General features: G+C 37.4%; 28 protein-coding genes and 5 pseudogenes. 26 read left to right on the top strand and 7 right to left on the bottom strand.

Features of this window, described 5'->3' with window-relative positions:
• Positions 1-16: 16 nt before the first annotated feature.
• Positions 17-751: a helix-turn-helix transcriptional regulator gene (locus PYW42_RS10050; RefSeq protein ID WP_002332746.1), complete on the bottom strand. Its 735-nt coding sequence runs from the start codon at positions 749-751 to the stop codon at positions 17-19.
• A 231-nt stretch (positions 752-982) separates the two neighbouring features.
• On the opposite strand from PYW42_RS10050, the gene PYW42_RS10045 reads away from it, so the two are divergent.
• Together PYW42_RS10045 and PYW42_RS10040 are read left to right on the top strand one after the other, a co-directional pair.
• On the top strand, positions 983-1,258 hold the full coding sequence (locus PYW42_RS10045) for a helix-turn-helix domain-containing protein (RefSeq protein WP_002287723.1): 276 nt from the start codon (positions 983-985) through the stop codon (positions 1,256-1,258).
• A 97-nt stretch (positions 1,259-1,355) separates the two neighbouring features.
• Complete coding sequence (locus tag PYW42_RS10040; protein WP_002362716.1) at positions 1,356-3,353, top strand: hypothetical protein; 1,998 nt, start codon at positions 1,356-1,358, stop codon at positions 3,351-3,353.
• A gap of 75 nt (positions 3,354-3,428) precedes the next feature.
• Here PYW42_RS10040 and PYW42_RS10035 read toward each other — a convergent pair whose 3' ends face one another.
• The gene (locus tag PYW42_RS10035) at positions 3,429-3,764 is read right to left on the bottom strand and encodes a helix-turn-helix domain-containing protein (protein ID WP_002287726.1); all 336 of its coding nucleotides are present in this window, start codon (positions 3,762-3,764) and stop codon (positions 3,429-3,431) included.
• A 128-nt stretch (positions 3,765-3,892) separates the two neighbouring features.
• On the opposite strand from PYW42_RS10035, the gene PYW42_RS10030 reads away from it, so the two are divergent.
• From PYW42_RS10030 to PYW42_RS10005, 6 genes are all read left to right on the top strand, one after another.
• Positions 3,893-4,108: a helix-turn-helix transcriptional regulator gene (locus PYW42_RS10030; protein ID WP_002296546.1), complete on the top strand. Its 216-nt coding sequence runs from the start codon at positions 3,893-3,895 to the stop codon at positions 4,106-4,108.
• Positions 4,109-4,144: 36 nt separating this feature from the next.
• Positions 4,145-4,510, top strand: a complete 366-nt coding sequence (locus tag PYW42_RS10025) for a zinc ribbon domain-containing protein (RefSeq protein WP_002287729.1) — start codon at positions 4,145-4,147, stop codon at positions 4,508-4,510.
• A gap of 36 nt (positions 4,511-4,546) precedes the next feature.
• Positions 4,547-4,873, top strand: coding sequence for a hypothetical protein (locus PYW42_RS10020; protein ID WP_002287730.1), 327 nt, complete (start codon positions 4,547-4,549; stop codon positions 4,871-4,873).
• A 153-nt stretch (positions 4,874-5,026) separates the two neighbouring features.
• Entirely contained in the window at positions 5,027-5,752 is a 726-nt protein-coding gene (locus tag PYW42_RS10015; RefSeq protein WP_002362722.1) for a hypothetical protein, read from the top strand.
• Positions 5,753-6,260: 508 nt separating this feature from the next.
• On the top strand, positions 6,261-7,853 hold the full coding sequence (locus PYW42_RS10010; RefSeq protein WP_002388306.1) for a type I restriction-modification system subunit M: 1,593 nt from the start codon (positions 6,261-6,263) through the stop codon (positions 7,851-7,853).
• Complete coding sequence (locus PYW42_RS10005; RefSeq protein WP_002392002.1) at positions 7,846-8,064, top strand: restriction endonuclease subunit S; 219 nt, start codon at positions 7,846-7,848, stop codon at positions 8,062-8,064. The genes PYW42_RS10010 and PYW42_RS10005 overlap by 8 nt, the downstream gene beginning before the upstream one ends.
• 33 nt (positions 8,065-8,097) lie before the next feature.
• Here the strand turns inward: PYW42_RS10005 and PYW42_RS10000 are convergent.
• Positions 8,098-8,779 (bottom strand): annotated as a pseudogene (locus tag PYW42_RS10000) (IS6-like element IS1216 family transposase).
• 262 nt (positions 8,780-9,041) lie between these two features.
• On the opposite strand from PYW42_RS10000, the gene PYW42_RS09995 reads away from it, so the two are divergent.
• Genes PYW42_RS09995 through PYW42_RS09960 form a run of 8 tightly spaced genes read left to right on the top strand, consistent with a single transcriptional unit; the run spans position 9,042 to position 16,143 of the window.
• A complete protein-coding gene (locus PYW42_RS09995) occupies positions 9,042-11,084 on the top strand; it encodes a BglG family transcription antiterminator (protein WP_002411299.1) in 2,043 nt (680 codons plus the stop codon).
• A 10-nt stretch (positions 11,085-11,094) separates the two neighbouring features.
• Positions 11,095-11,712, top strand: coding sequence for a bifunctional 4-hydroxy-2-oxoglutarate aldolase/2-dehydro-3-deoxy-phosphogluconate aldolase (locus tag PYW42_RS09990; protein WP_002362827.1), 618 nt, complete (start codon positions 11,095-11,097; stop codon positions 11,710-11,712).
• Positions 11,713-11,758: 46 nt separating this feature from the next.
• Complete coding sequence (locus PYW42_RS09985) at positions 11,759-12,217, top strand: PTS sugar transporter subunit IIA (RefSeq protein ID WP_005469866.1); 459 nt, start codon at positions 11,759-11,761, stop codon at positions 12,215-12,217.
• Between the two features lie 47 nt (positions 12,218-12,264).
• The gene (locus PYW42_RS09980) at positions 12,265-12,543 is read left to right on the top strand and encodes a PTS sugar transporter subunit IIB (protein WP_002362830.1); all 279 of its coding nucleotides are present in this window, start codon (positions 12,265-12,267) and stop codon (positions 12,541-12,543) included.
• A gap of 24 nt (positions 12,544-12,567) precedes the next feature.
• Positions 12,568-13,935 carry a PTS galactitol transporter subunit IIC gene (locus tag PYW42_RS09975; RefSeq protein ID WP_002388305.1) on the top strand — a complete coding sequence of 456 codons (1,368 nt, stop codon included), beginning with the start codon at positions 12,568-12,570 and terminating at the stop codon, positions 13,933-13,935.
• 14 nt (positions 13,936-13,949) lie between these two features.
• Positions 13,950-15,095, top strand: a complete 1,146-nt coding sequence (gene dgoD, locus PYW42_RS09970) for a galactonate dehydratase (RefSeq protein WP_002362832.1) — start codon at positions 13,950-13,952, stop codon at positions 15,093-15,095.
• 23 nt (positions 15,096-15,118) lie between these two features.
• Positions 15,119-15,610: a hypothetical protein gene (locus PYW42_RS09965; protein WP_002362833.1), complete on the top strand. Its 492-nt coding sequence runs from the start codon at positions 15,119-15,121 to the stop codon at positions 15,608-15,610.
• A complete protein-coding gene (locus tag PYW42_RS09960) occupies positions 15,607-16,143 on the top strand; it encodes a histidine phosphatase family protein (protein WP_002362834.1) in 537 nt (178 codons plus the stop codon). The genes PYW42_RS09965 and PYW42_RS09960 overlap by 4 nt, the downstream gene beginning before the upstream one ends.
• A 68-nt stretch (positions 16,144-16,211) precedes the next feature.
• Here PYW42_RS09960 and PYW42_RS09955 read toward each other — a convergent pair whose 3' ends face one another.
• A complete protein-coding gene (locus PYW42_RS09955; RefSeq protein WP_002362835.1) occupies positions 16,212-16,544 on the bottom strand; it encodes a sugar phosphate isomerase family in 333 nt (110 codons plus the stop codon).
• Between the two features lie 2 nt (positions 16,545-16,546).
• Positions 16,547-17,275, bottom strand: a pseudogene (locus tag PYW42_RS09950) (transposase); the annotation flags it as partial.
• 103 nt (positions 17,276-17,378) lie between these two features.
• Between PYW42_RS09950 and PYW42_RS09945 the strand changes: the two are divergent.
• The 8 genes and pseudogenes from PYW42_RS09945 to PYW42_RS09910 all read left to right on the top strand — a co-directional run.
• Positions 17,379-17,567, top strand: a pseudogene (locus PYW42_RS09945) (family 1 glycosylhydrolase); the annotation flags it as partial.
• Between the two features lie 279 nt (positions 17,568-17,846).
• On the top strand, positions 17,847-19,805 hold the full coding sequence (locus PYW42_RS09940; protein ID WP_002362841.1) for a BglG family transcription antiterminator: 1,959 nt from the start codon (positions 17,847-17,849) through the stop codon (positions 19,803-19,805).
• A complete protein-coding gene (locus PYW42_RS09935) occupies positions 19,798-20,250 on the top strand; it encodes a PTS sugar transporter subunit IIA (RefSeq protein ID WP_002362842.1) in 453 nt (150 codons plus the stop codon). Before PYW42_RS09940 ends, PYW42_RS09935 begins: the two co-directional genes overlap by 8 nt.
• A 1-nt stretch (position 20,251) precedes the next feature.
• A complete protein-coding gene (locus PYW42_RS09930) occupies positions 20,252-20,563 on the top strand; it encodes a PTS fructose transporter subunit IIB (protein WP_002362843.1) in 312 nt (103 codons plus the stop codon).
• Positions 20,564-20,580: 17 nt separating this feature from the next.
• A complete protein-coding gene (locus tag PYW42_RS09925; protein ID WP_002362844.1) occupies positions 20,581-21,681 on the top strand; it encodes a PTS fructose transporter subunit IIC in 1,101 nt (366 codons plus the stop codon).
• Positions 21,681-22,346: a bifunctional 4-hydroxy-2-oxoglutarate aldolase/2-dehydro-3-deoxy-phosphogluconate aldolase gene (locus PYW42_RS09920; protein WP_002388302.1), complete on the top strand. Its 666-nt coding sequence runs from the start codon at positions 21,681-21,683 to the stop codon at positions 22,344-22,346. The genes PYW42_RS09925 and PYW42_RS09920 overlap by 1 nt, the downstream gene beginning before the upstream one ends.
• A gap of 70 nt (positions 22,347-22,416) precedes the next feature.
• Positions 22,417-23,064 (top strand): fructose-6-phosphate aldolase, encoded by a 648-nt coding sequence (gene fsa / locus PYW42_RS09915; protein WP_002380569.1) that lies wholly within the window; start codon positions 22,417-22,419, stop codon positions 23,062-23,064.
• A gap of 73 nt (positions 23,065-23,137) precedes the next feature.
• Complete coding sequence (locus PYW42_RS09910; RefSeq protein ID WP_002362847.1) at positions 23,138-23,947, top strand: triose-phosphate isomerase family protein; 810 nt, start codon at positions 23,138-23,140, stop codon at positions 23,945-23,947.
• Positions 23,948-24,240: 293 nt separating this feature from the next.
• On the opposite strand, the pseudogene PYW42_RS09905 reads toward PYW42_RS09910, so the two are convergent.
• Positions 24,241-24,922, bottom strand: a pseudogene (locus PYW42_RS09905) (IS6-like element IS1216 family transposase).
• A gap of 57 nt (positions 24,923-24,979) precedes the next feature.
• On the opposite strand from PYW42_RS09905, the pseudogene PYW42_RS09900 reads away from it, so the two are divergent.
• Positions 24,980-25,477 (top strand): annotated as a pseudogene (locus PYW42_RS09900) (restriction endonuclease subunit S); the annotation flags it as partial.
• Between the two features lie 8 nt (positions 25,478-25,485).
• On the opposite strand, the gene PYW42_RS09895 reads toward PYW42_RS09900, so the two are convergent.
• Positions 25,486-26,445: an IS30-like element IS6770 family transposase gene (locus PYW42_RS09895; protein ID WP_000221326.1), complete on the bottom strand. Its 960-nt coding sequence runs from the start codon at positions 26,443-26,445 to the stop codon at positions 25,486-25,488.
• 97 nt (positions 26,446-26,542) lie between these two features.
• Here PYW42_RS09895 and PYW42_RS09890 point away from each other — a divergent pair, with 97 nt between their 5' ends.
• The gene (locus tag PYW42_RS09890; RefSeq protein ID WP_256586871.1) at positions 26,543-26,791 is read left to right on the top strand and encodes a restriction endonuclease subunit S; all 249 of its coding nucleotides are present in this window, start codon (positions 26,543-26,545) and stop codon (positions 26,789-26,791) included.
• Positions 26,792-26,793 lie beyond the last annotated feature (2 nt).

Here is a 26,793-nt window from a genome sequence, read left to right as displayed (position 1 = left end):
CAAGGAGTACTTACCACTAGATGGTATCACCTCCCTTCATTTTTTTCTTAGTGTATTTTTTCCCAATTGATGAAATCGTTTGTTCTAGCTTGTTTATATTATCAGTAATTTCTCTCACAGCTTCTTCGGGATAAGACATGTCTTTCAATTGAATAGGTAGCCATTCATTTACCATTCTTTCTAGTAGTTCTTCTATACTGCTAGTGAGGAAAAGAATGTTATTGTCAAATTCTTCTACAATAGCATTGATGAATAATTCTTCTATTTTTAAGATATTGAAAAGACTAATTTTTTCATTTTTAACTTTATTACAAGTCTTGTTAGCAATAAATTCTTGCATCTCTGGTTCTAATTTGGAATATCTATCCAGCCATGTATCTAAATTAGAGTGTACTGGTGGGAACTGTTGACGAAGATGCTGGAACAGGTTTTTATCTGGAAATGTTATACCATCTAGTACAATGCTATCTCTATAAAGAATAATTCCCAAAATATATTCTTCTACATTGCCACAAACTAACTCCTCTATACTCATATTTCCCAAATCAGCAATTCGGGATAATCGCTCTGGTATTGGTAAATAGGTTCCCTTCTCCCATTCGTAGATAGTTTTTTTGTCAATTAATTGACCGTTGTTAATCATAAGACCAAATGCTGGTTGTGTTAATTTTTTACTCTTTCTTATAGCTTTTATTTTTGTTCCGAGTATCTTTTTTCGTTCTAAATAATTTATTGGTGGACGTTTTATCATATTGACCACACCTCCTAAAATTAGTATACCTCAAAAAAGGGGTGTTGTAAATAAATTTTACAAAACTATTGACACCCCTTTTTTATCGAGGTATTATGTGTATGTCGATGAACTGGTAATCATTTTTTGTTTGATTAATCGGTTAATAACAAAATACTTTTATTTTGAGCAAAAAATACGAAGATAATTCTTAGAAAATTTGTTCAAGCAATCACGAAAGGAGGGGGAAATATGTCTCTACAAATCATTGATAGCATTGTTTCTATACAAGTTGAACAACAAGTGAAAGAGATAATTACAGTGCTAAAGCCTATGCTAGAAGACATTATTTCTGGAGTCACTCTAGAGTATATGGACTATCAGCAGGCAAGTGAATATCTAGGTGTATCAGTAGGAACGATTAGAAAATATGTTTCTCAATACGGGTTACCTGTTATAAAAATTGATACGGTCATTAGATTTAAAAAATCTGATATTGATAGTTTCATGGAACGGTATAAAGGTTGAGTAAACAAATAAGACTAAAACATATAGTAATAAAGAGTTTGTTTTTATTATCTGTATGTTTTAGTCTTTAACAGAATTTTATAAGGAGGAAACACAAATGGAAACATCAATGATTAATATTCCAATTTATGTAGATAAAGAAAAATTATTAGAGAAGCCAGTTACAAAAAAAGAAAAAACTGATGTAAGAGATAGGTGTTTAGATAACTATAGAGAAGTTACAAGAGATGAGTTTGTAGAGATACTAAATTCATCACAATCATTTATTCCAAGCAAGACAAAGAATAAAGGCAATGACAAGGAGAGTTTTGTGGAAACCAGAGTAATTATTCTGGATGTCGATAACACTGTTAAAGATGAGAAGGGGAAGGTAGTAGATTTGAGTAAAGATGATAGTAGATACTTAAGCATAGAAAAGGTTTTATCTATCAATTTAGTTCATAATTCTGCGTTTGCGATACAAAAAAGTATTCGGTACTCTGAAAATCTAGAAAAATACAAGATTGTCTTTCTATTAAAAGAAGCAATTACTGACTATGGTAAAATGGTTGCTGTTTACGAATACTTGAAAAAGAACATCCCCGGGTGTGATGACAATGTAAATGCTTCGAATAGAATGTTTTTTGGAGGATATAAGTCAGATGCAGTGATAATAATTAATGAAGACAACATGTTAGATATTACTGAGCTTCCGATTGATTTTACCATGACATGTTCTAAAAATTGTCAAAGTGATTCAGGGAGAGAGTATGAACTAGTCAATGAAACCTATTTTGTTAAGTTGATAAAAAATGACGACAAAGAAGAAATGAAACAGTGGTTTAAAGACTGCCTGTTTGATTCCTCCGACATGTCTTTTAATGAGATTTATGAAAGATTGTTAACCATTGATATGAATAAATTACTTAAGTCAAGTAAAAACTTAAGATGTCTGTTTCACAACGATCATAATCCCTCTGCTAGTATTTTTACCAGTAAAACTGGGCATTCCATTTTTTATTGTCATTCCAGTAATTGTGATATCAGTGAAAATTTTATTGGAGTTGTGATGCTAATTTTAAAGAAAGACAGTCGGGTAGAAACATTTAATTGGCTATTAGAGAACCTAGACTTGTATCCTACACATTTTCGAAAATTGAAAGAGGAATCAAAAGTACTTTTTGACACTCTTGAATCAATGAAAGACAAACTTTTCAGGACAATAAGGAATTATCTAGAGGAAATGCGACGTGTCTATGATGTCTTGCTTTCTGATGTTAATTTTTTTGATGATAGTAAGGAAAGTGTGACTTGTATTTTGTCGGGGGAACAATTAGCTAAAAAAATGAGTTCTTACTATGGTAAAACTTATGACATAGATAAATGTAATAAGTTACTATCACTTATGACTTTTATAGGATTGATAAAAAAATTAGATGATGAAGATGTTCCTTTGAAGATGCTCGAATACCTAAATAGGTTAAAGGAAGAGAAAGCGTTAGGAAACTTTAATCATAAGAGAAGCAATGTCTATCGATTAGACGTTTTTAATACAACTTCTGTGATTCAAAAATTGAATGAAGATATCCTTCCACTTCTGGAAAAATTTCATTTTACATATCAATATTTTTCTTATGAATGGGTTAAGATATGTTTTAACGAAAAAGAGGCTAAAAGAGTATTTCCTCAAAATTCCCGATCAGAACTTAGCAAGGAAAAACAATTGATTTTAGATGAAGCACATGAAGTTTTACAGGGCTTATCGTGGCAAGGGACATATCTAATGACAGAGAAAGAACTTATTAACACTGTTTGTGAACGCCTACGAAATGTCAGGGATAACAGCGTGAAAAATGCTTTAATAGAAAACAGAGGCTACTTTGTTAAACAAGGATTCACTCTTGAACGAGCTTCTAAGGATATTAAGAAACTATACAATGTGAAAGCAAGCAGTAGTTTTTTAGTATATCTAGCGAAAGGGGCAGGGATAGATGAAGTAATAAAAGAATTGATATTATCAGGAGTTGAATTAGTTCCTATTTATCAATTTACAAGTGTAACAAGAGATGATGGACGGAGAGTAAGGAATAGAAGAGACCCAATTATATTAAACTAGACAGGTTATCCATAGCTCTTAATCTTATTTCATCTCAATACACCCACCGTTAAAGTTCGGTGGGTTATTTATTTTTCAATCTTTCAATAGCTGATTGCGTTCATTTTCTTGCCTTTTTAATAGCTTCATATAGTCAATTGTTCGAATTGCATCTTCAGTACTAAGAGAGCGATAGAGAGCCAAAAACTCTTCCTCATAATCTATGTCAACATTGTCTAGAAAATGGCTTACAGGGGTTCCTAGGGCTCTAGAAAGAGCTGTTAAGCTATCGAGGTTAGGTTCTGTTACAGAATTTTCCCATCTTGCTACTGCCTGTTGTGTAGAGAAGATTTTTTTAGCTAATTCTTTTTGTGTCCACCCGAGTGCTTTTCGCTTTTCTCTAATGACCTTTGCATATTGCTTCTGTTTCATTAATACACCCCCCTTCTCAGTAGAGTACAACAAGTTGTTGTATTTGTAATGACATTTGAAGTATTTATATATTTTATGAGTTGAAATACATCATATTGTTGTATATAATAAAACAGGAGGGGAGAATCATGAAAAAAGTAAGTAATCTCAGCCGATACAGAAAAGAAAAAGGACTTTCCCAAACTGAGTTAGCCAAAAAAATGAATGTTACACAGCAATGTGTAAGTTCGTGGCAAACAGGGAGAACGATTCCTAAACCCTATCAAATGAAAATGCTTTCTGAGATATTAAGTGTACCAATAAATGAGCTGTTTTCTGATGTATTTAATAAAGTAAACAGTTAGCTAATAAGCAATTGAATGATTTTAGGAGGAGAAGACATGTATTGTAGAAAATGTGGTAAAGAAATAACAAATGAAAGTAAGTATTGCCAGTTTTGCGGAGCATTACAAGAAACAGATGAGACAACCGGAACAGACACAGTAAAGAAAAGTACTGAGCAGACAATTAATGAAATGAAGGAACAAATCGTACATGGACAAGAGACAGGGAAGCTGTATTTGATTATTGGTTGGATTTCTATGGTAGTATCATTAGCATTTATTCCTGTGGTATTTGGTGCTGTTGCTGTTATTATGGGTTACTTATATCGAGAGAAAGATGAACAAATGGGTACGATTTTGATGATAGCAGGGGTAGCTGGAGCCATCTTTGGTGTACTATTGGGGATGTCAATGAGTTACTGATGAGAGAAAATCATTTTGGAGATAGGAGATAAAAAGTTGAATAAAGTAAATATGAATAAGAAGTTTGTCATTATAGGTATCGTTGTATTGGCTATTATAGGTATAATTTTTTCAAGAATGACGGGTTCATCTGGACTAGAGAAGTCATCTGTACCATTGGTAACTCAGATTTTACAAGAACAGTATAACTTAAATCGGACATGTGATGATGTGACGATCACTCATGATAATGGTGATAACACGTACCGGGCTAAAGCTACGTTAGACAATGGAAGTGCTATCAATATAAATGTCGAGTACTATCCAAAAAAAGACCGTGTATATGTAGAGATACCATATACTGAGGTGTTAATGTTAAATTGATTTAAATGTATTATGCATACCGTTCAAACAGGAACTCCTAAAGGTGTAAGCTTACTAAGGAGTTTTTTTGATTCCCTGTAAATAATAGTCTGATGATTGCTGGGAAAATCTTTACATTAGTCACTGTTATAACAGCAGTGTATAGGAGGAAAAATGAAAAAGAAAAAATTATTATGGATTTGTTTGGCAATTTTATTGATAATTGGAGGAATTGAGATATTTACCACATATAGATTAAAAACGAATCAGCCTAAACAATATGTATCAGACATGTTAAATATTATTGAAGAAATAGACTCAGAAATGAAAGCTTTCTCAAAAACTTCTATGGATTTGGGAGAAAGATATGATTTTAAGGGGTTTATGGAAGATAAAATGGACGAGGTATCAAGTAGGGAAATTCCAGAAGGCACACCTAAAGCTGTTAGGGACACCAAAGATACTCTTCTTGAAGCGATTGATAACGTGAACACAGCTTTACTAACTAATGATGTAAAATTATTAGAACAAGGCCAGCTTTGTTTTAGTATAGCTCAAGCCATATATACAGAGTTTTTAGATGGAAATATAAAAGAGAAGTCACTTAATGAAAAACTTAATTCATTTGTAGAAACATACACAGCTATACCACCTACTTGGAAACTTGTAAATGAAGATAAAGGAATCACGATAAATACTGATACAGAGATTTCTACAGATGCTCAATCTTTATCAGATTTATTAGCTAATCTAACAGGTATCAGTAATGCAGTGACAGAGCAAGTTGGTAAAGATATTCCACTTCGGTTACTTGAAAATGGGAAAAAAGATTATTCTGTGGTATTTAAGAACGGACAGGTAACTGATTACAACGAAGTATTTAAAAAAGTTATTGAATAATGATTCTTCCATCTTTTTCATTTATTTACCCTACCCCGTTGTTATATGACCGTACTTATACATCTCCAGTAGCTTAGGATAAGCTACTGGGGGTATTTTTTTTCGGATTTGGAGCCCGACTATATTTATTTGTATCTGAAATGAAACGGAGATAGTTTCATTAAACGTTGATATATAAGTGTTTTAGACTGTTTCAGGTAGTGATTTTAGTGAAAAAATTTTTAAGAAATTTGTATATTTTATACTACTAGACAGTACTGTTTTTTTATGAAAAAATCATATGTAATTGTTTCATATGTATCTGAAATGGTTCTAAAGATAACTATGTAGAAATATAAAAAATAAGTTAACGATCAGTCTAAGTTATATCAAACAACGTTAGACTCCTTTCGCGTAGTTTATTAGCAAGAATAAGTTTCTTTCTTTTTTTTTTGCTTTTTCTAAAAGGGAGTATGCTAAAATAAGAGGGTATATAGCAACTTTAAATAAGAGATAGGAGTGTATCTTTTTGGGTGCAGAATTAAATCAAAAATTATTTAGTGCGGCAGATAATCTCCGTAGCAAAATGGATGCGTCAGAATATAAAAATTATTTATTGGGACTGATTTTCTATAAATATTTATCCGACCGTTTGTTGGAACAAGTGGTTCTTTTAGCAGATGAATCCTTAGAGGAATATGATACGGTAAGCAAACAAACGATGTTGTATCGCGAATTACTTTCAGATGAAGAATCAAAAGAAGATCTGATTGCAACAATCGTTGATATTTTGGGGTATGCGATTTCGCCAGAGTATCTTTTCAACGTCTTAGCGGATCAAGCAAAACAAGCAACGTTCCAATTGAATGATCTAAACAAAGCCTTTGTGCAATTGGCATCTACCTACAATCAATTTAATGGGTTATTTGATGATGTGGATCTCCAATCAAAAAAACTAGGAACAGATGAGCAACAACGAAATGTGACGATTACCGAAGTCATTAAGAAATTGAATGACGTGGAAGTTTTAGGTCACGATGGGGACGTGATCGGGGATGCTTATGAATTTCTGATCAGTCAATTTGCTTCAGAAGCAGGGAAGAAAGCCGGAGAATTTTACACGCCTCATATGGTTTCTGATATGATGGCACAAATCGTGACGTTGGATCAAAAAGAACGACGATTCTTTAGTGTTTTTGATCCAACCATGGGTTCAGGTTCATTGATGTTAAATGTGCGTAACTACTTAACTCACCCAGATAACGTTAAATATCATGGGCAAGAATTAAATACAACGACATACAATCTAGCAAAAATGAACTTGATTTTACATGGGGTAGATGCCGAAGAAATGAATCTCCGCAATGGGGATACGTTGAATAAGGATTGGCCAACAGATGAACCTTACACATTTGATGCAGTAGTAATGAACCCACCTTATTCGGCTAATTGGTCAGCAGATACGACCTTCTTAGACGATTCTCGGTTTAATCGTTATGGAAAATTAGCGCCAAAATCCAAAGCAGATTTTGCGTTTCTTCTTCATGGTTTCTATCATTTGAAGGAAACAGGGACTATGGCCATCGTCTTGCCACACGGAGTTTTATTCCGTGGCGCTGCAGAAGGAGTCATTCGTCAAAAATTATTAGAAGATGGCAGTATTTACGCCGTGATTGGTATGCCTGCGAACTTGTTCTTTGGTACGTCGATTCCAACGACGGTGATTGTATTGAAAAAGAACCGCCAAAATCGAGATGTATTATTCATTGACGCTAGTCGAGAATTTGTCAAAGGAAAAAATCAGAATAAATTATCGGAAGAAAACATTCAAAAAATCCTCGAAAACTACGCTGAAAGAAAAGATGTCGAGAAATACGCTCATTTGGCAACCTTTGATGAAATCAAAGAAAATGACTATAACTTAAATATCCCACGCTATGTAGATACGTTTGAAGAAGAAGAACCAATTGATATGGTTCATGTCGGAAATGACATCAAGAAGATACGACAAGAACAGCAAGTGCTAGAAAAAGAACTTTTAGAAGCTATCTCTTCCCTGCAAACAACACCTGAAAATGAAGCGTGGTTACAAGGTGCGCTGGAGGTGTTTAAGCATGAGTAATGATACACGACCAGAAATCCGTTTCCCAGGATTTACAGAGGATTGGGAAGAGCGGAAGTTGGGGGAATTGACTGAATCATTCGACGGGAAACGTGTTCCTATCGATTCAGATCTTCGTATTTCAGGTAAATACCCTTATTATGGTGCTACGGGAATTATCGATTATGTCGATGATTATATATTCAATGGTGGTTCTGTTGCAAAGTTTTAAATAAAGAATAAAATCCCTTACGGTATCTATGATTTAAGCTGGGATTCCCAATAATACCTTGATTTCAGTACAGACCGAAAACCCGAAGAGAGTGCCTTCTTTTCGGGTTTTCTTATATAATCCTCGAATGGCTTCCATGCCTTTAATCGTGGTAGAGGCAGTGCGTAAACTTCGATAGAATTTATTGCGTCTCTTTACTGGACGATGGTCTTGTTCAATCAAATTATTCAGGTATTTAATGGTACGATGTTCTGTCCCTTGATAAAAGCCGTATTCTTTTAGTTTCTTAAAGGCACTTGTAATAGAGGGGGGCTTTATCTGTGACTACAACCTTCGGTTCATCAAACTGCTTCACTAACCGCTTAAGAAAAGCATAGGCTGCTTGTGTGTCCCGTTTTTTACGTAACCAAATATCCAAGGTTAAACCATCTGCATCGATGGCTCGATACAAATAATGTCATTTTCCTTTAATTTTGATGTACGTTTCATCCATTTTCCATGAATAAAAGGATTTTTTATTTTTCTTTTTCCAAATTTGATAGAGTAGTTTGCCATATTCTTGCACCCAACGATAAATCGTCGTATGAGAAACGTTAATGCCACGATCATATAAGATTTCTTGAACTTCACGATAGCTAAGGTTATAACGAAGATAGTAGCCCACGGCTACAATAATCACATCCTGCTGAAATTGCTTTCCTTTAAAATGACTCATCGTCATTCCTCCTGCTATCTTTTTCTATTATTCTACCTTATCTGATAGTAGATTTAAAACTTTGCAACAGAACCTTTGCGCTAATTTTCTGGTGTAACAAATAATTGTCACGCCATGGTACACTTGATATAACGCCGATTATGCTATCTGTGTCACACCGGTGTGACAAACTAAAAAAGTGAGTGTGACAAATATCGTGATGAAAGCGTCGTCAAAAAGCGCTTGCGTGAATATATAATGATTTTGTCAGGAGGATAGTCAAATGAACAAACGAATTCGTGAAATACTCAAAATGATTATTAAAAACCCTGAAATGAAACTTTCCGCTTTGACAAGTGAACTCGATTTGACACGTCGTCAAATCAACTATGCCATCAACCAATTCAATGAAGACTTGGAGATGAAAAATATCCCAACGATCCAGCGTAGTCACTCTGGTGATATTACAGTACCGATTGAAGTGATCCAAATGATGTCCCAGTTGGATCAGGAAACGGTGGACGAACAAGCAACGTTGGCATTGACGGAGGGAGAACGTGGGGCGCTGATAGTGATGACTTTGATTACCAATATCGAATATGTTAGTCTGGATCATTTGTTGGATATAGTAGAAGTCAGCAAAACTACCATCATGGATGATATCAAACGAACCGACGCCCTACTAAGAAACTACAGTTTGACAATTCAATACGACCGGATTAACGGGTATCAATTGGCTGGATCGGAACACCGAATCTTGCAACTGTTATCTGATTTGGTGAAGCAGTGCCCGATTTTCCGTCGGGAAACCATCCGAGGCAAGTTGGTTCATGGCGTGACGGAAGAAGAAATTGTCCATCTGGTTCACAATATGGAACAAATGTTACACCTTAGTTATTCCGATGAGGCGGTGGATTACCTGCAAACGGCGGCCCGTTTTTTAGTCAGCCGGGGCATCAAAGTATCCACTAAACCGGATTTCTTTCCCGGTGAGGTCAGTAATACACCGGAATACCGGATGTTGACGATTTTAGTCGGCGAGACGGCTTGGAACTTATCCAAGAGTTACCTGGAATGGTTCACGCTCTTATTTTTGACTTCCAATATTTTTGAAAGTAAGACCACCCAGAACTACGATTCAGATCAAGATTTACGTAAATTGATCAGTCAAATGGTGGAAAATTTTCAAAACCAAACCTTGATTATGATCGATGATCGCGAAGACTTTGAACGTCGGATATTAAGTCATTTACGACCGGCCTGTTTCCGGATCCGCTTTAACTTGAGTTTGGGGGTCTATTCTGTCGATAGCCTGATCAAAGACAGCAACCATGCAATCTTGATCGACTTGATGAAAGAATTGATTATTCCCATCGAGAATTGGCTGAACAAAGCCTTTCCGAACGACGAATTGGATTTGTTGTCTTATTATTTCGGCTACCAGTTAAGCAGTCATAACAAGCTGAACAAACAGCGGCCACGAGCAGTGGTGGTTTGTACCAACGGCGTTATGGTTTCCAAGTTAGTACGGGCCAATATGGAAAAACTTTTTCCCGAAATTCATTTTTTGGCTTCCTTATCGGTGCGAGACTTTTACAAGTTTGAAGTCGATTACGACTTGGTTTTTACTACAACACCTTTAAACAGCGCCATGATGCAGTTCATTATTGATCCCATCATGACTTATCAGGAACAAATCAGTTTGCGCTACCGAGTCTTAAGTGACTTGGGCATCACTAAGGTGGATCGCGCGCTGGATGAATTGTTGAAAATCGTCAAAAAATATGCGACGGTCAACGATCAAGCGTCTCTGCGGGAAGAGTTGCAATACTTCTTGGTGAAACAAGATGAAAGTACTCCATTGGATAATTTCCAAGTCTTACCTTCTTTGACTCACTACCTGCGTCCAAATTATGTGCAAGTAATCGATCAGGAGATGACTTGGGAAGAGGCAGTCAGTCTGGCATGTCAACCATTATTGGATCATCAGATCATCGATTCACGCTTTATTAATGATTGCGTGAATCAAATCAAACAACCCGGTTACGCCGGTTATCTGGGGATGCGAACCTGCATCCCGCATACCACTGTTGATAAAGGGGTCATTAATGACGGTGTCAGCATTATGGTTTGTCAAAAACCGGTGATTTTTCCGAATGGGGAGGCCATCAGTTTGATTTTGCCATTATCCTTCTTTGATTTAACCAAGCATTTACGAGCTATCAATCAGATCGCCGATATCGCCAAAGATGATTCTTTGATTGATCAGTTGGTGGCTTCAGCAGATGAAAAAACCATCTATCAATTATTAAGACAAAGTTCTTAAGGAGGAAAAAATGAAATTAGCTGATTATCCAAGATTTACCGTAATTATGCGGGGCTACACGTTTGATCAAGCAGATGCGATTTTACAAGCAATGCAGGAATTTGATCATCAATTTGCAGTGGAAATGACCATGAATACTGAAGGAGCCATCGATCATATCCGTGAGTTGAATAAACGCTACGGGGATACGACCTACATCGGAGCCGGCACCGTTAGAACCTTAGAACAGGCAAAAGCTTGTTACGAAGCTGGTGCCAAATTCTTATTAGGCCCGCACATGTTTACTGAGGAAATGTTGGCCTACGCCAATGAAAAAGGTGTATTGGCAGTACCGGCTGCGATGACACCGTCAGAGGTCAATCAAATGTTTGCCCAAGGGGCGGACATCGTCAAAGTTTTTCCAGCAGCAGTAGTTACACCGAGATTTTTCAAAGATATCCAAGCGCCTCTTGGCAAATTGCCCTTGATGGGTGTCGGTGGCATCAGTAAAGAAAACGCTAAAGAATTTTTTGAAAACGGCGCCAGTTATTTAGGCCTGGGTTCCGGGATGTTCAATAAGCAGGATATCGAAGAATTGAATGTTAAGAATCTTGCCCAATCAATGAAAGAATTGCTGGCAGCGATTTAATATTATGGGCGATATACAGGTGAAATATGAACAAGGAGTGGAAAGTATGGAACTTTATCTGAATGAGGAACTTGTCTTCCGAAACGTCGAAGCTTCAACAGATAGTGAAGTTTTGGCCTATCTGGCAGGTGAACTTTATCAAAAAGGGTATGTCAAAGAGGAGTACATCCAAGCAATCCAAGATCGGGAAAAAGAATACCCAACGGGATTGCCATCAACGCCCCCGGGAATTGCTATTCCCCACGCAAATTATGAAATGGTCAATAAAACGACTTTGGCGATTGCCACGCTAAAAGAGCCGGTACTTTTCCATAATATGGAAGACAATAAAGCTCAATTACCAATTCAGATCGTGATTATGATGGCAATTGGTGAGCCCCATGGGCAAGTGGAAATGTTGCAAAAAATAGTCGGCATCATCCAAGATGAACCATTGCGTCAGGAAATGATTGACGCCCGCAATGATACAGAATTATTGGCTTTATTAAAGAAAGCCGTTTTTTAAAAAATAAAAAATCACGAGTGGAAAGCTCGCAATCGGAGGAAATTATCATGAAAAGAATTTTAGTCGCATGTGGAAACGGTATTGCAACATCAACAGTGGTAGCAACAAAGGTTAAAGAATACTTGCAAGAACACGGAGTTGAAGTGGCAACTACCCAAACCAAACTAATGGAAGTGCCCGGCAAAGTCGAAGGGTATGATTTGTTGGTGACAACCGGTCAATTCGATGGTCAAACCGGCAATGTGCCAGTGGTAAAAGGCATGCCTATCCTGACAGGAATCGGTGCTGACAAAACGATGGAAGAAATCTTGAACTTATTGAAATAATAGCGGATTAAAGGAGCTGAAAAAATGAAAATCATTATGAATGTCTTTAACTTCTTTATCGATGCTGGACCGACAGTTATGTTGCCAGTCATCATTACCATCATCGGGTTGATCTTTGGTTTAAAGATTACCCGTGCATTTAAATCAGGTTTGACGTTGGGTATTGGTTTTGCCGGAATCAAATTGATTTTGGACTTTATGACCACTAACGTCGGCCCGGCTGCGAAGGCTATGGTTGAACGGACCGGTGTTAAGCTGGATGCGTTGGATGTCGGTTGGGGTTCAATCGCCGCAGTTACGTGGGCATCACCCATCATTCCAATCCTGATTTTCGCCATCTTACTGGTTAATATCGTTTTATTGGTTTTGAAACGTACCCATACGTTGGACGTGGATATTTGGAATTACCATCACATGGCCATCGTTGGGGTGATGGTCTACTTTGTTACCAAAAATGTGTTTTTAGGTGTTGGTGCCTCTGTTGTGATGGCAATCGTTACCTTTAAAATCTCCGACTGGTCACAACCGATGGTGGAAAGCTTCTTTGGAATTCCGGGCGTTTCCTTGCCAACTGTGTCCGCCTTGTCTTCCTTAGTGATTGCTTGGCCGTTGAACTGGTTACTGGATCGTATTCCATTATTCCGCAAATCGAAATTCACGATCAAGGATGCACAAAAATATCTTGGGTTCTTCGGTGACTCAATGATCATGGGGCTGGTTATTGGGATGGTGATTGGTGCTTTGGCCGGTTACGATATCAAGGCCGTCTTGCAATTAGGTGTCAGCATGTCCGCCGTTTTGGTTTTGATTCCTAAAATGACCTCATTGTTCATGGAAGGTCTGATGCCAATTTCTGATGCAGCTCAAAAATGGTCCCAAGAAAAATTCAAAGGAACACGTTTATTTATCGGATTGGATGCAGCGGTTGTCGTTGGGAATCCAGATGTTATTACAACAGCATTGATCATTATTCCTTTAACAATCGCCATGGCCTTAGTCTTGCCAGGAAACCGCGTTTTACCATTTGCCGATTTGGCCGTTGTGCCTTTCCGGGTAGCGATGGTGGTTGCCTTGACTCGCGGGAATTTGTTGAAAAACATCGTGATCGGTTTAGTCATTACTGCTTCATTGCTATGGTGTGGTTCTGCAACATCCCCAATGTTGACAGCAATTGCTAAATCAGTGGGTATCGACTTGGGTACTTCATCAATGTTGATCTCATCATTTGCGGCAACTTCCATGATCCAAAGTTATTTGGTATTCATCGCCTTTGCCTACAAACCAATCATCGGGATTCCGGTCTTATTGTTGGTATTGGCAGGTGTATGGTACTACTTTGACGGTGTGAAAAAAGTGAACCGAGAAATGAATGAACCAGTAGAAGCACAATAATTGGAGGGTTTAAATTGAAAATTTCAGATATTACAGTATACAAAGTAAAACCAAGATGGATCTTCGTGAAGATTTCCACCGATGAAGGCATTGACGGCTGGGGGGAAATGATCTCCGGAACCAAGACTGAAACAGTTGTTGCGGGTGCTTATGAGATCGGTAATCGTTTGATTGGGCGTAATCCATTTGAAATTGAACGCTTATTCCAAGAAATGCATCGCTCCTTCTTCCGTGGTGGCCCCATCAATGGGACGATTGTTTCCGGATTGGAAATGGCGCTGTGGGATATCAAAGGAAAAGCCTTTAACGTCCCTGTCTATGAATTATTAGGCGGAGCCGCCCGGGATAACATTAAAGTTTATTCGTGGATTGGTGGCGACCGGCCAAGTGAAGTCGCTGAACAAGCGCAAGACCGTTTTGATCGTGGCTTTACTGCCGTTAAAATGAATGCTACCGAAGAATTGCACTATATCGACTCTTACAAAAAAGTGGATGAAGTTGTCGAACGGGTGGCATCCATTCGGGAACGTTTTGGTGACGCGATGGATATCGGTGTGGATTTCCACGGTCGGGTGCATAAACCAATGGCTAAAGTTCTAGCGAAGGCCCTGGAGCCATTCCACCCAATGTTTTTGGAAGAAGTTGTCTTGCCGGAAAATGAAGAGCATTACAAAGAAGTTGCCGATGCAGTTGCTGTCCCTTTAGCAACCGGCGAACGTTTGTACACTCGCTGGCAGTTTAAAAATATCTTCAAACAAGGCGCCATCGATATTATCCAACCAGACGTAGCCCTTTGCGGCGGAATTTTAGAAACCCGCAAAATTGCGGCTATGGCTGAAGCTCATGATATGGCCGTGGCACCACATGCACCATACGGACCAGTTGCATTAGCAGCTACCTTGCAAGTGGACTCATGTACACCAAATGTCTTTATCCAAGAACAAAGCTTGGGTATCCACTACAATAAAGGCTTTGATTTGTTGGATTTTGTCAAAAACAAAGAAGTTTTCCAATACAAAGACGGCTATGTTGACCTACCTTCTAAACCAGGCCTTGGTTTGGAAATGGATGAAGACCGCATTAAGGAAATTTCTCAAGAAGGTTTGGTTTGGACCAACCCACAATGGAAAAACTACGACGGCACCATCGCCGAGTGGTAAAAATAAGTAAAGGATGATAGAAAATGGCAGAAGCACTAGTGATTGCAGGCTTTTTAGGATTGTTGGTCGTCTTACAAGTAAAAGATCAAAAGAAAATTATCGTGGCGGCTCAAACCAGCTGGATTCGTATGGGTTTGAGTATCGCATTGACGGTAGCGATACTTGTAATCTTTTGGCCAAGTAATCTGGCGGATCAAATCAAACTGGGGGCTTTTGCCGCTATTATCCTGATCAATGGTTTCTTAAAAGAAGGCTTGTCACAAGAAGGAGTCGTTAAACTAGGTGTCTTGAACGGCGAGTTTGCCCGCTACCCCCAAATTCAAATTGAAGAATTAGCTGGTGGCAACTCTTTTGTTTCCTTCTACAAGAGTAAGAATAATTCTTTCTCCCTGGTCTTTGGCAAATCGCAAGCTGAGATGGTGGCGGCTTTACAACAATTGGCCACTGATTCAGAGCTGGTTCTGGGTGAAATGGCGGATGAGAAACGTCCGCTTGCAAAGGGGAGTGCCCGATGATTTACGTAGCACGTCATGGTCAGACCCAATATAATGTGGACGGCAAAATTTGCGGTCATGCGGATATTGAGCTGACGGAAGTCGGTTATGCTCAAGCAGAGGAATTGGCTCAATTGGTCAGCGACTTGGAGCAGCCAATCACTAAAATCTATGTCTCACCATTGAGGCGGGCCCAGGAAACGGCCCGAATCATTAATGAAAAAGTGTCGGTACCCATTGAGGTGGAACCGCGCCTAATTGAGATGGATTTTGGACAGTATGATGGCTTACCAATTGAAACACCGGAATTCCAAAAGGTTCGTGTGGAATTCTCGCTACCATTACCAGACGGCGAATCCATCATGGATGTTGCCGGTCGGGTGTATCCTTTGCTGGCAGAGTTGGAACAAAGTGACGAAGATGTTTTGTTGGTGTGTCACAATGCCTTGATTCGGGTGATTGACAATTATTTTCATGGGAAGACGATGATTGACTTCTTGAAATTCAATGTGGACAATACTCAGCTGTTGAGGTACGAAAGGAAACGATATTAATTAATGATATTTATATTAAAAAGGCAATCCATCTGAGGTGGATCGCCTTTTTTTATGAGGCTCAATTACTATTCATTTGGTTGGCTCCTAAGTTTCGGGTTCAACCAAATAAAATCAGTGATTCCATCATCGATTCTCTTTTGATAATCTTCTGTCGGTAAAGTATTTGTTATTACTGAGTGAGAATCAGCGAAATCAGCAATTTTGTAAAAGTGAGGCGAGTCAAATTTGTGTTCATCAACTAGTAAAATAGAATGTTTTGACCGTCTCATTATTTGTTGTTTGATTTTAGCTTGTCCCAAGCTAGCTTCATAAACCCCGTCTAGGTCGATTCCACGACAAGAAAAGAAAGAAAAATCATAGACAAATTGTTCTGTTAGAGAGTTTGGTGTTAGTATCAAATCTTAGACAACTGGAGCTGTTGAAGAAGATCTTTCAAGTTGAATTGATTTCGTAAGGCATCAATCAATAGAGTCTTTTCTTGATTTGATAGACGAAGTAGATTGATGCCTTTTCCTTTTTTTAGTAGTTCAGCTGCTCCTTCGAGTAATGCTTTCTCAAGCTGCAATTGGTGTACTTGTTCTTGTAACTCTTCTACTTCCTTTAAAAGTAATTCTTTTTGTTTTCCTTGATTTTTTGAAGTCATGGGCAGAGGGAAATCCTTTCCAAGATAAGTGGCCTTCCATTGATATAGAGCAACCCTACTGATTCCTTCAGCTTCAGCTAAGCCTTTTCTGTTGGTTTGAGGTTTATAGAACTTTTTCAACACGTCTTCTTTTTGATCTTTGGTTAACTTTACCGCACTTTTTCGAAGTTTTCTAGCACCTGGTGCGAGTTCTTCACACCATTGTCGTAAGGAGCCTTTATTTGGGTAACCAAGCATTCGAATGGTTCGTGCATAACATTGACCATATTCAAAATAATGATTCACAGCGACTCTTTTTTGTTCTTCAGAATACTTTGACTTCTTCCGGAGTTCCTGATGGAGCTCTCCAGATACCAAATATTCTTTATACCATTGACGTAGTGCTCCAACGGACGGATAACCTAATTTCCGAATGGTAGCGGCGTAGGAGCAATCATATTTTAAAAATAACTGAATTGCTTTTACACGTTCTTCGTGGGAAAACATACGGATATTCCTCCTAAGTTCATTTTTAGTCCAGGATTATGTCCGCACCCCCGACCACATCACACAAATAAGCAATGCAATTAATTTAGACAAGATTCCTGTAATGGGGTATACACCATGAGCGCCAATTGATCTGGTCTCTTTAGCAACCGGGGAAATGACAAAACGCTACGGGTTCGTATATACAGATATGGATAATGAAGGTAAGGGAACGAAGAAGAGAATCAAGAAAGCATCATTTGACTGGTATAAAAAGGTTATTGCAACTAATGGGGAAGATTTATCGTATTAATTCTTAAACATTTAGTAGAAACGGATTGCTCTTATTTTGTCAAACAGATAAGGGCAATCTGTTTCTCTTTGTATAGAGGATTTGAAGAGACAGACATTAAAAGAATTTCTTATTTGATAAAAAAATTGCTTACTGTATGAAATTGGTTTTATGATCCTATATTTTCAATATGTTTAGAAAACTTCAGGAACCATCTTGAAACGAGATGTGATATCCAAATGTAGAATAAAATGATAAATTACAGATACAGGGAAGCGCTCCCTAGAAAGGAGAAAAATCATGCATGAAATAAGCAAGCGTCAACATAAATTATTGAGATTGCTTTTGGAGCAAAAAGATTTTTTACCGGTAAATCATTTCTCCAAGATTTTATCTATCTCCGATCGTACATTGTATAAAGACATTGATGAACTGAATAAGGCATTAAAAAAAAGGAAAATTGAAATCTTGAAACGGCAAGGTAAAGGTATTTTTCTAAGTAAGTCTGATTTGTCAAATGATGAAATATTAAAAATTTTTGGTGAAGCTTCAACTCAAATAGACTTCAATCAGCTTCCACTCGAGCGGCAAATCAAAATGGCGGAATATTTATTATTGAGAAACAAAAAGGTGTCTTACCAACTATTATCTGATGAGTTTCTCGTCAGCAGAACCTCGATCTCAAATGACTTAGATCAAATACAGACTGTTATTGAAGGAAGTTCGGTCACGATTCGTTCTGATAATAATGGAACAAAGGTAAACGGAAATGAGTCTGAGATACAAAAGGCAATTAAACAATATGCTTACTTTATCATTGATAAATCAGACTTAACCAATAGCTATAGAGTTCAATTTCCCAGCTTATTATTCAGTTTTTTACCTAAGGACATCATCAAAAAAGTTTCTGGACTTCTGCAAACAAATGATCACTTTAATATCGATAAATTGTCTGATGATCATTTTCAATCATTAGTATTGTCAATCAGTATATTTGTTCTTCGTTTGCAGGAAGGTTTTCATATTGAATATCAAGATAATTTTTTATTTGAAAATGTGGAGTCGCTTAAAACTTTCTTTTTAGCAAATGAATTAGTAGAGAATCTTGAACTGGATAACAGTATCAAGCTAGATTCAAACGATTTTGAATACTTCAATCGACAATTAGTGGCTCATGGCTTCGAACCACGTTTGAGAGATTTAGCAATTCAGAAGGAATACGATGCTGTGGTAAGAAAGATGATTCAGAAGATGAGTGATTCAATTCAGGTTGACTTAACCAGAGATGAAAAACTCTACATGAACATTCTTTATCACTTGGTGTCCATGATATATCGTTCTAAATTGAACGTTCCTGTCAGTAATCCGCTTTTGGAGGAAATAAAGCGAGAGTATTCTGTGTTATACAGTACAACTTGGCTAATATTGGCCGGGATTGAAAAGGAATTAGATATTCGCTTAACCGATGATGAGGTCGCGTTCATGATGATCCATTTTCAAGGGGCCATCGATCGGTTGTCGGCAAATCGTAAGATATTAATTGTTTGTCCTACTGGAATCGGAACATCAGAGCTGATTGCCAATCGTTTAAAAAGGGTATTCTCTCCACAGGATATAGTTGAAGTTGTCTCATTACGAACACTCTATAAAAGAGATTTGAATAAAATTGATTTGGTGATCTCTTCAGTACAATTAGAAAAAATTGATGTTCCTGTAACGTATGTTTCCCCGCTAATGAGTAAACAAGATCTAAAAAAAGTTTCCGCGACTTATCTAGATTTATTTTATGAGGAAGAAGTAAACGATCAACCGTTTGAGCACTTAGGAAAAATAATCGATTCAGATTTGATTTTTTTGAACGAAACAGTTGCTACTAAAGAACAATGCATCAAAAGGATCACTCAAAAGCTTTTGCAAAATGATTTCGTTACGGATTCGTTCGAACAGGCAATTTGGGATAGAGAGAAGCTAGGGGTGACAGATCTTCCAATTGGGGCGGCGATTCCACATCCTTCACCATCAACAGTTAAGGAAAGCAAATTAGTAATTATGACATTAGTAAAACCAATACGTTGGAATTTTCGAATGATCAACACTGTTTTAATGATCTGTGTTGCAGAAAAGGATTTAAAGCATATTAAAGGAATATTATCAGAAATCTATCGGATCGTTGAGACGAAGAAAAATATCGATCGTTTTATCTTTAGCAAAGATGAAGAAGAAATAGTGAAAGTATTAGGAGGTCAAACAATTGATTGATGAAGGTTTAATCGTTTTGGATTCGGCGTTAACAAATAAGAAATCCATCATTCATTATTTATCAGAAAAGGCAAAAGAGTTCGGCTATTTAAAAAATAGCGCAAATTATATTAAAGCTGTAAACAAAAGAGAAGAAGAATTTTCTACAGCGATCGGCTATGACGTAAGTATCCCTCATGGGAAATCAAAAGAAGTAATCAATCCTTTTATCTGTTTTCTTAGAACGAACCAACCAATTCAATGGGATACAAATGGTAATACAGTTGAATTGGTGTTTATGCTAGGAATACCAGAAGAGAATAAAACGACTTTTCATTTGAAAGTACTCGCTGAAATCAGCAAAAAGCTTTTAGATGAAGGTTTTAGAAATGATTTATTAACTGGGAGCAAAGAGTCAATTTTAGATTCACTATATCAAGTAGAAAAGAAAATAGGAGGAATTTAATATGAAAATCGTTGGAGTATCGGCATGTCCTACAGGAGTAGCCCACACATACATGGCTCAAGAAGCATTGGAAAAAGAAGGAAAAAAGAGAGGACATGAAATCAAAATTGAAACTCAAGGCAGCATCGGGATCGAGAATGAGGTTACTGAGGAAGAAGCTGAAGAAGCAGATGTAGTCATTTTGGCGGTATCTGTCTTTATTGAGAATGAAGAACGTTTTGAAGATAAATTAGTTTTAAATGCTGATGTCAATGATGCTATTTCGTATCCTGCGAAAGTATTGGATGCTGCTGAGAAGTTAGTAAATGGGTAAAAATAAAGGAGGATAAAATGAATATCAAAGCTACTTTAAAGGAAGTTCAAAAATCATTTTTAAGTGGGGTTTCTTTCATGATGCCTGCAGTAGTTGCTGGTGGTATCATGTTGGCCATCTCACTTGCTACTGGAGAAAAAAGCGATACAGGAGTTGTTGTTACTAACGAATTAATGCAGAACATTAACCTTTTAGGTAAAGCAGCTTTTGCAATGATGATTCCTATTTTGGGCGGCTATATCGCATATTCAATTGCGGGTAAGCCTGGTTTGGCGCCAGGGATGATTCTAGGGTTCCTTGCTAATAATCCTGTTACTGTAAATGATGTGGAAGTAAAGTCAGGATTTTTAGGGGCGATGCTTCTAGGTGTTGCTGCAGGATATTTGGTCAAATGGATGAAAAAATGGAAAGTTAGCAAAACGATTAAAACCATTTTACCGATTCTGATCATACCAACCATTTCGGTTTTTATTCTAGGTTTGATTTACATCTATGTTGTTGCCACACCATTGGCATTTTTGATGAACGGATTAACTAGTATCATGAGCAGTCTAAACGGTAGCAGTGCCATTTTATTGGCAGTATTTATTGGATTGTTCGGAGAAGTCGACATGGGAGGACCAATCACCAAATCAGTTTCGATGTTTACACTTGCACTTATGAATGAAGGTATTTATGAACCGAACGGTATGTTTAGAATCGCCGTGGCTATTCCACCTATTGGGATCTTTTTAGCGACATTATTCTTTAAAAAGAAATTTACTGAAGGTGATCGGGATGCGGCGGTTGCTGCTGGAATCATGGGATGTATTGGAATTACTGAAGGAGCCATTCCCTTCGTAGTTAGTGATATGAAACGAATCTTGCCTTCAACAATGATTGGGACAGCGGTAGGATGTGTAATTGGAGCGATTGGGAATGTGAAATGCTATGTTCCTCATGGTGGATTTGTTGTATTACCGGTTGTTGACAATAAACTATGGTTTATTGCTGCAATTATAATTGGATCATTAGTGACAGCGTTGATACTTGGCTTTTTAAAGCCGGCTTTAGAAGAAACACCAGCAAAAAAGAAAAATAAGAGTCAAGTGGCGGATTTAACAAAGGAGAAAGCCTAATGAAACTAGAAATGAACGATTTCATCGAAAAGAATAAAGTAATTGCAATTTGTCGAGGAACTTATGGGGAAAAGCTTATTAACTTGGTGTCCGCGCTAAACGATGGTGGAGTAAAGCTTGTAGAAGTTACTTTTGATCAAGGAGATCCTGAATGTTTGACTAAGACTCCAAAGGCCATCGCCTCGCTGGTTAAGGAGTTTGGAAATGAAGTTAAAATTGGAGCGGGTACTGTTCTGTCCATTGAACAAGTTGAAGCCGCTCACCAAGCAGGAGCAGAATATATTATCTCGCCTAATACGAATTCAAGTGTTATCAAACGAACAAAAGAATTAGATATGGTCTCGATGCCTGGGGCGCTAACACCAAGCGAGATAATCTCAGCGAATGAAGCGGGTGCAGATTTTGTCAAGGTGTTCCCTGTTAGAGCTTTGGGGATAGGATATATCAAGGACATTCTTGGGCCAATCAATCATATTAAACTAGTCGCAACAGCAGGAGTCACACCTGATAACTTGCAAGACTATCTTGATCTAGGTTTCAGCGGTGCTGGGATTAGCGGCTATTTAACGGATAAACGTTTGATTGATACAGGTGATTTTGCGACGATTACCAAACATGCCTTGGAAATGATGAGCATTGTAAGAGAAAATAATGTCTCAAACTAGCCCTATTGACAAAGGGGATAGTGTCTTTAAAAAATGAACGCTGAAAGAAAATCGCGGAAAGAGGTTAATAATGAAATTTTTCTTAGATACGGCAAATGTAGATGAAATCAAACGAATCAATGAGTTGGGTTTAGTTGATGGAGTAACGACGAATCCAACAATTATTGCTAAAGAAGGACGAGATTTTGAAGAGGTCATCAAAGAAATTTGTTCTCTCGTCGATGGGCCTGTAAGTGCGGAAGTAACAGGATCGCAAGCTGAAGAAATGATCGCCGAAGCAGAAGTGCTTGCAAAGTGGGCACGTAATGTTGTCGTCAAGATCCCGATGACAGAACAAGGATTGAAAGCAGTAAACACTCTATCTAAAAAAGGAATCAAAACCAATGTAACGTTAGTCTTTACCGTAGCTCAAGGTTTGATGGCCGCAAAAGCTGGCGCTACTTATATCAGCCCATTTTTAGGTCGTTTAGATGATATTGGAACTGACAGTATGGCTTTAATTAAAAACTTGAGAAAAGTACTAGATAACTATGGATACAAAGCAGAAATTATTTCCGCGAGTGTTCGAGGACTTGAACATGTGGAGAAAGTGGCTGAACTAGGTGCAGATATCGCGACAATTCCTGGTAATCTATTCCCGAAATTATGGAGTCATCCGTTAACTGATAAGGGTATCGAGCAGTTTGAAAAAGACTGGGTGGCATTCTCCAATAGGTAATTACAGATTTCTGTGAGTTATATAGTCATTTTTAAGGTAAGAATAAATAGAAGTAACAATGGAGATGATCAAAATGGAACAAAGAAAACCCATCGTAATTATGAATTGGTCTATGAGGCAAAACTTGATTTCTGAAGCAGAAGAGTATGCTGTTGATGTTCTCAACCATCAATCTGAAAACCATAAAGTTGAGGTTGTACTTTTGCCATCAATGGGTACCATCCATCAAGTTTCAAAAGTTCTTACAGGCAGTCAATTTGCTTTCGGTGCTCAAAATATGGCCGAGATCGATCAAGGTGAACTCAGTGGTGAATTTTCGATTCAATCCTTAGTGGATATGCATGGGAAATTTGTCGAACTTGGTCATTGGGAACGTAGAAAATTATACAATGAGACAGATGAGACGATTAATAAAAAAGTGAAGCTTGCTTTAGCATATGACATTTCCCCGATTGTTTGTATTGGCGAGATTGAAGAAAAAGATGCGAATAACGTCATTGATGAAATCAAGAATCCGAATTATGTACAAGAACTAAAAGAAGAATTATTTTTACGAATTTTCAATGCTTTATATCAAATTGATCGCGATAAATTGAAGAAAATCGTGATAGCGTATACACCTGCTTGGGCCGTTGGGAAAACCAAAGCTGCCAGTGCGCCTCATATCAGTCGAGCGGTTGCCATTATTAGGAATTCATTAACTGAACTATTTGGGAAGGACGCGGATAATATTCGAGTAGTTTATGGTGGAACTGTTAGTCCAGAGAATACCAAGACTATGCTGGATTTAGCAGATTTAGACGGTGTCTTGTTGGGACGTTTTGGAAGTGACCCAGAAAGATTGCAGCAAACGATTGAAGTGGTAGAGCAGATTAGATGTTAAATATTTTGAGTTTTAAACTAATTTATGAAAATCATAGAACTGTTCAAAATTTCAAAATGTAACACGAGGGATTGAGTTATATTATTGAAAATAACTCAATTTATAAACGTATAGTATTATTTTGAAGCTCAATCATCTGTATCTGATGATTGAGCTATTTTTGCGTGCGCCCTGCATGGGTGAAAACTTGGTGGTGAAAGTCCACTACAGGCTTGGCAGTAGGAACTGTTAGCGAAAGAGGTTCTGTTGCAAAGTTTTAAATAAAGAATAAAATCCCTTACGGTATCTATGATTTAAGCTGGGATTCCCAATAATACCTTGATTTCAGTACAGACCGAAAACCCGAAGAGAGTGCCTTCTTTTCGGGTTTTCTTATATAATCCTCGAATGGCTTCCATGCCTTTAATCGTGGTAGAGGCAGTGCGTAAACTTCGATAGAATTTATTGCGTCTCTTTACTGGACGATGGTCTTGTTCAATCAAATTATTCAGGTATTTAATGGTACGATGTTCTGTCCCTTGATAAAAGCCGTATTCTTTTAGTTTCTTAAAGGCACTTGTAATAGAGGGGGGCTTTATCTGTGACTACAACCTTCGGTTCATCAAACTGCTTCACTAACCGCTTAAGAAAAGCATAGGCTGCTTGTGTGTCCCGTTTTTTACGTAACCAAATATCCAAGGTTAAACCATCTGCATCGATGGCTCGATACAAATAATGTCATTTTCCTTTAATTTTGATGTACGTTTCATCCATTTTCCATGAATAAAAGGATTTTTTATTTTTCTTTTTCCAAATTTGATAGAGTAGTTTGCCATATTCTTGCACCCAACGATAAATCGTCGTATGAGAAACGTTAATGCCACGATCATATAAGATTTCTTGAACTTCACGATAGCTAAGGTTATAACGAAGATAGTAGCCCACGGCTACAATAATCACATCCTGCTGAAATTGCTTTCCTTTAAAATGACTCATCGTCATTCCTCCTGCTATCTTTTTCTATTATTCTACCTTATCTGATAGTAGATTTAAAACTTTGCAACAGAACCACCTAAATTAAATAGTAAAATAGTAAAAAATATTGAACTTAAAATTCCGCATATTGAAGAACAACAACAAATTGGTAACTTCTTCAAGCAACTCGACGACATCATCGCTCTTCATCAGCGCAAATTAGATTTGCTGAAGGAAACGAAAAAAGGATTCTTACAAAAAATGTTCCCTAAAAACGGAGCAAAAGTGCCAGAAATCCGGTTTCCTGGATTTACGGGAGATTGGGAACAGTGTAAGTTGGGGGATATTGCCAAAATGTATCAACCACCAACTATTTCAGGATCTGAGCTATTAGATACTGGATATCCTGTTTTTGGAGCAAATGGTTACATTGGGTTCTATTCAAAATCAAATCACCTAGAAGACCAAGTAACAATTTCTGCACGTGGAGAAGGAACAGGAACTCCCAGTTATGTTAAAGCGCCTGTTTGGATTACTGGAAATTCAATGGTGATTAATGTTGAAGATTTTGATATTATGATTTGTCAAATTAAGTTAGAATAAAATGCTTCTTGTACATAGCTCAAAAATATCTCAATTGGTGTTCTGTAATTCAATGATTTTCTTGGAATATGATTACGTTGATTGCTGACACTGGAAATAAATGTCTGATTCACTTCTCTAAAATCCATTGATTTCGGCAGTCCATTACGACGCAGAATCCCGTTAGAATTCTCGTTTAATGGGCGTTGAGAAGGTGTTCCAGGGTCCGCAAAATATATATCAATATCGTGTTGGTTACTAATGGCTTTCCAGTTAGAAAATTCTTTTCCACAGTCAAACGTAATAGATTTAAAGAAGTTTTTAGGGAAGCGAGAAAACCATTGATTAAGGGCGGTTTCAATATCTAATGCCTTACGGCCGTTGGGTTTAATCGTGATAATGACTTTAGATAATCTTTCAACTAAAGTAATGACGGCACTTTTATGATGAATGCCAACGATCGTATCACCTTCAAGGTGACCAAACTCAGAATTGAAATCAGGATAATTATCAGGTCGATCATGGATTGAGCGCTGATATTGTTGTTTTCCCCGTTTTTCCTGATGGCCATTGGGTTTTCTTTTACCTTTCATCGGTAGTGTGTCAATATCAAATATCCCTTTAGAAAATAAACGATAAAGTGTTCTCATACCGCATGAAACAGGCCTTTCTTTTCGCCCGATAATGACGTCAGGCGTCCAACCAAGAGTGACTTTCTCTTTAATGTAATCTACTTCATGAGCAGGTAATTGAATGACTTTTCTACCACATTTTTTCTTATTTTCTTTATACTGGTGCCAATAATCAAGAGCAGTCTTGCCTTGCTTGAACTTATTGACTACATTATAAATAGTTTGTATAGCACGTCCCATTCGGTTAGCGATTTCAACCGGTTTATTATGTTGAAGATAATATGATTCTATCATTGTCAGTTCGTCTATGGTAAGATGTTTGTAGGTCATTTATGGTTACACTCCTTTGTTTTCTTTCGTCGGAAATACAATTTGAGTGTACCATAAATGCCTTTTTATTTTTCTAACTTAATTTTACAATTCGCGTATTAATAAAAAATTTCTCTATGCAATGTTGTTGTCTTATTCACTAAAAAAATATATTACAGGTGGCGCACAGCCGCAATTAACTCGAGATGTTTTGCTTAAAGTACCAATAATTATTCCAAGCTATAATGAACAATTTAAAATCGGCACTTTCTTCAAACAACTCGACGACACGATCGCTCTTCAACAACGCAAGTTAGATTTACTAAAAGAAACGAAAAAAGGCTTCTTGCAAAAGATGTTTGTCTAGGA

Origin of the sequence: Enterococcus faecalis (genome assembly GCF_029024925.1) — a bacterium.
Classification (GTDB): Bacteria; Bacillota; Bacilli; order Lactobacillales; family Enterococcaceae; genus Enterococcus; species Enterococcus faecalis.
The sequence above is the reverse complement of the archived record's forward strand: the minus strand, read 5'-3'. Positions and strand labels throughout refer to the sequence as shown.

Excerpts from the sequence above, each read along its gene's own strand:
- PYW42_RS09960 (WP_002362834.1), top strand. The coding sequence starts at position 15,607 with ATGATTTACGTAGCACGTCATGGTCAGACCCAATATAATGTGGACGGC.
- PYW42_RS09940 (WP_002362841.1), top strand. The coding sequence starts at position 17,847 with ATGCATGAAATAAGCAAGCGTCAACATAAATTATTGAGATTGCTTTTG.
- PYW42_RS09990 (WP_002362827.1), top strand. The coding sequence starts at position 11,095 with ATGAAATTAGCTGATTATCCAAGATTTACCGTAATTATGCGGGGCTAC.
- PYW42_RS10040 (WP_002362716.1), top strand. The coding sequence starts at position 1,356 with ATGGAAACATCAATGATTAATATTCCAATTTATGTAGATAAAGAAAAA.
- PYW42_RS10025 (WP_002287729.1), top strand. The coding sequence starts at position 4,145 with ATGTATTGTAGAAAATGTGGTAAAGAAATAACAAATGAAAGTAAGTAT.
- PYW42_RS09895 (WP_000221326.1), bottom strand. The coding sequence starts at position 26,445 with ATGACCTACAAACATCTTACCATAGACGAACTGACAATGATAGAATCA.
- PYW42_RS09975 (WP_002388305.1), top strand. The coding sequence starts at position 12,568 with ATGAAAATCATTATGAATGTCTTTAACTTCTTTATCGATGCTGGACCG.
- PYW42_RS10050 (WP_002332746.1), bottom strand. The coding sequence starts at position 751 with ATGATAAAACGTCCACCAATAAATTATTTAGAACGAAAAAAGATACTC.
- PYW42_RS10005 (WP_002392002.1), top strand. The coding sequence starts at position 7,846 with ATGAGTAATGATACACGACCAGAAATCCGTTTCCCAGGATTTACAGAG.
- PYW42_RS09985 (WP_005469866.1), top strand. The coding sequence starts at position 11,759 with ATGGAACTTTATCTGAATGAGGAACTTGTCTTCCGAAACGTCGAAGCT.
- PYW42_RS09930 (WP_002362843.1), top strand. The coding sequence starts at position 20,252 with ATGAAAATCGTTGGAGTATCGGCATGTCCTACAGGAGTAGCCCACACA.
- PYW42_RS09910 (WP_002362847.1), top strand. The coding sequence starts at position 23,138 with ATGGAACAAAGAAAACCCATCGTAATTATGAATTGGTCTATGAGGCAA.
- PYW42_RS09965 (WP_002362833.1), top strand. The coding sequence starts at position 15,119 with ATGGCAGAAGCACTAGTGATTGCAGGCTTTTTAGGATTGTTGGTCGTC.
- PYW42_RS09980 (WP_002362830.1), top strand. The coding sequence starts at position 12,265 with ATGAAAAGAATTTTAGTCGCATGTGGAAACGGTATTGCAACATCAACA.
- PYW42_RS10035 (WP_002287726.1), bottom strand. The coding sequence starts at position 3,764 with ATGAAACAGAAGCAATATGCAAAGGTCATTAGAGAAAAGCGAAAAGCA.
- PYW42_RS09925 (WP_002362844.1), top strand. The coding sequence starts at position 20,581 with ATGAATATCAAAGCTACTTTAAAGGAAGTTCAAAAATCATTTTTAAGT.
- PYW42_RS10045 (WP_002287723.1), top strand. The coding sequence starts at position 983 with ATGTCTCTACAAATCATTGATAGCATTGTTTCTATACAAGTTGAACAA.
- PYW42_RS10015 (WP_002362722.1), top strand. The coding sequence starts at position 5,027 with ATGAAAAAGAAAAAATTATTATGGATTTGTTTGGCAATTTTATTGATA.
- fsa (WP_002380569.1), top strand. The coding sequence starts at position 22,417 with ATGAAATTTTTCTTAGATACGGCAAATGTAGATGAAATCAAACGAATC.
- PYW42_RS10030 (WP_002296546.1), top strand. The coding sequence starts at position 3,893 with ATGAAAAAAGTAAGTAATCTCAGCCGATACAGAAAAGAAAAAGGACTT.
- PYW42_RS09995 (WP_002411299.1), top strand. The coding sequence starts at position 9,042 with ATGAACAAACGAATTCGTGAAATACTCAAAATGATTATTAAAAACCCT.
- PYW42_RS09920 (WP_002388302.1), top strand. The coding sequence starts at position 21,681 with ATGAAACTAGAAATGAACGATTTCATCGAAAAGAATAAAGTAATTGCA.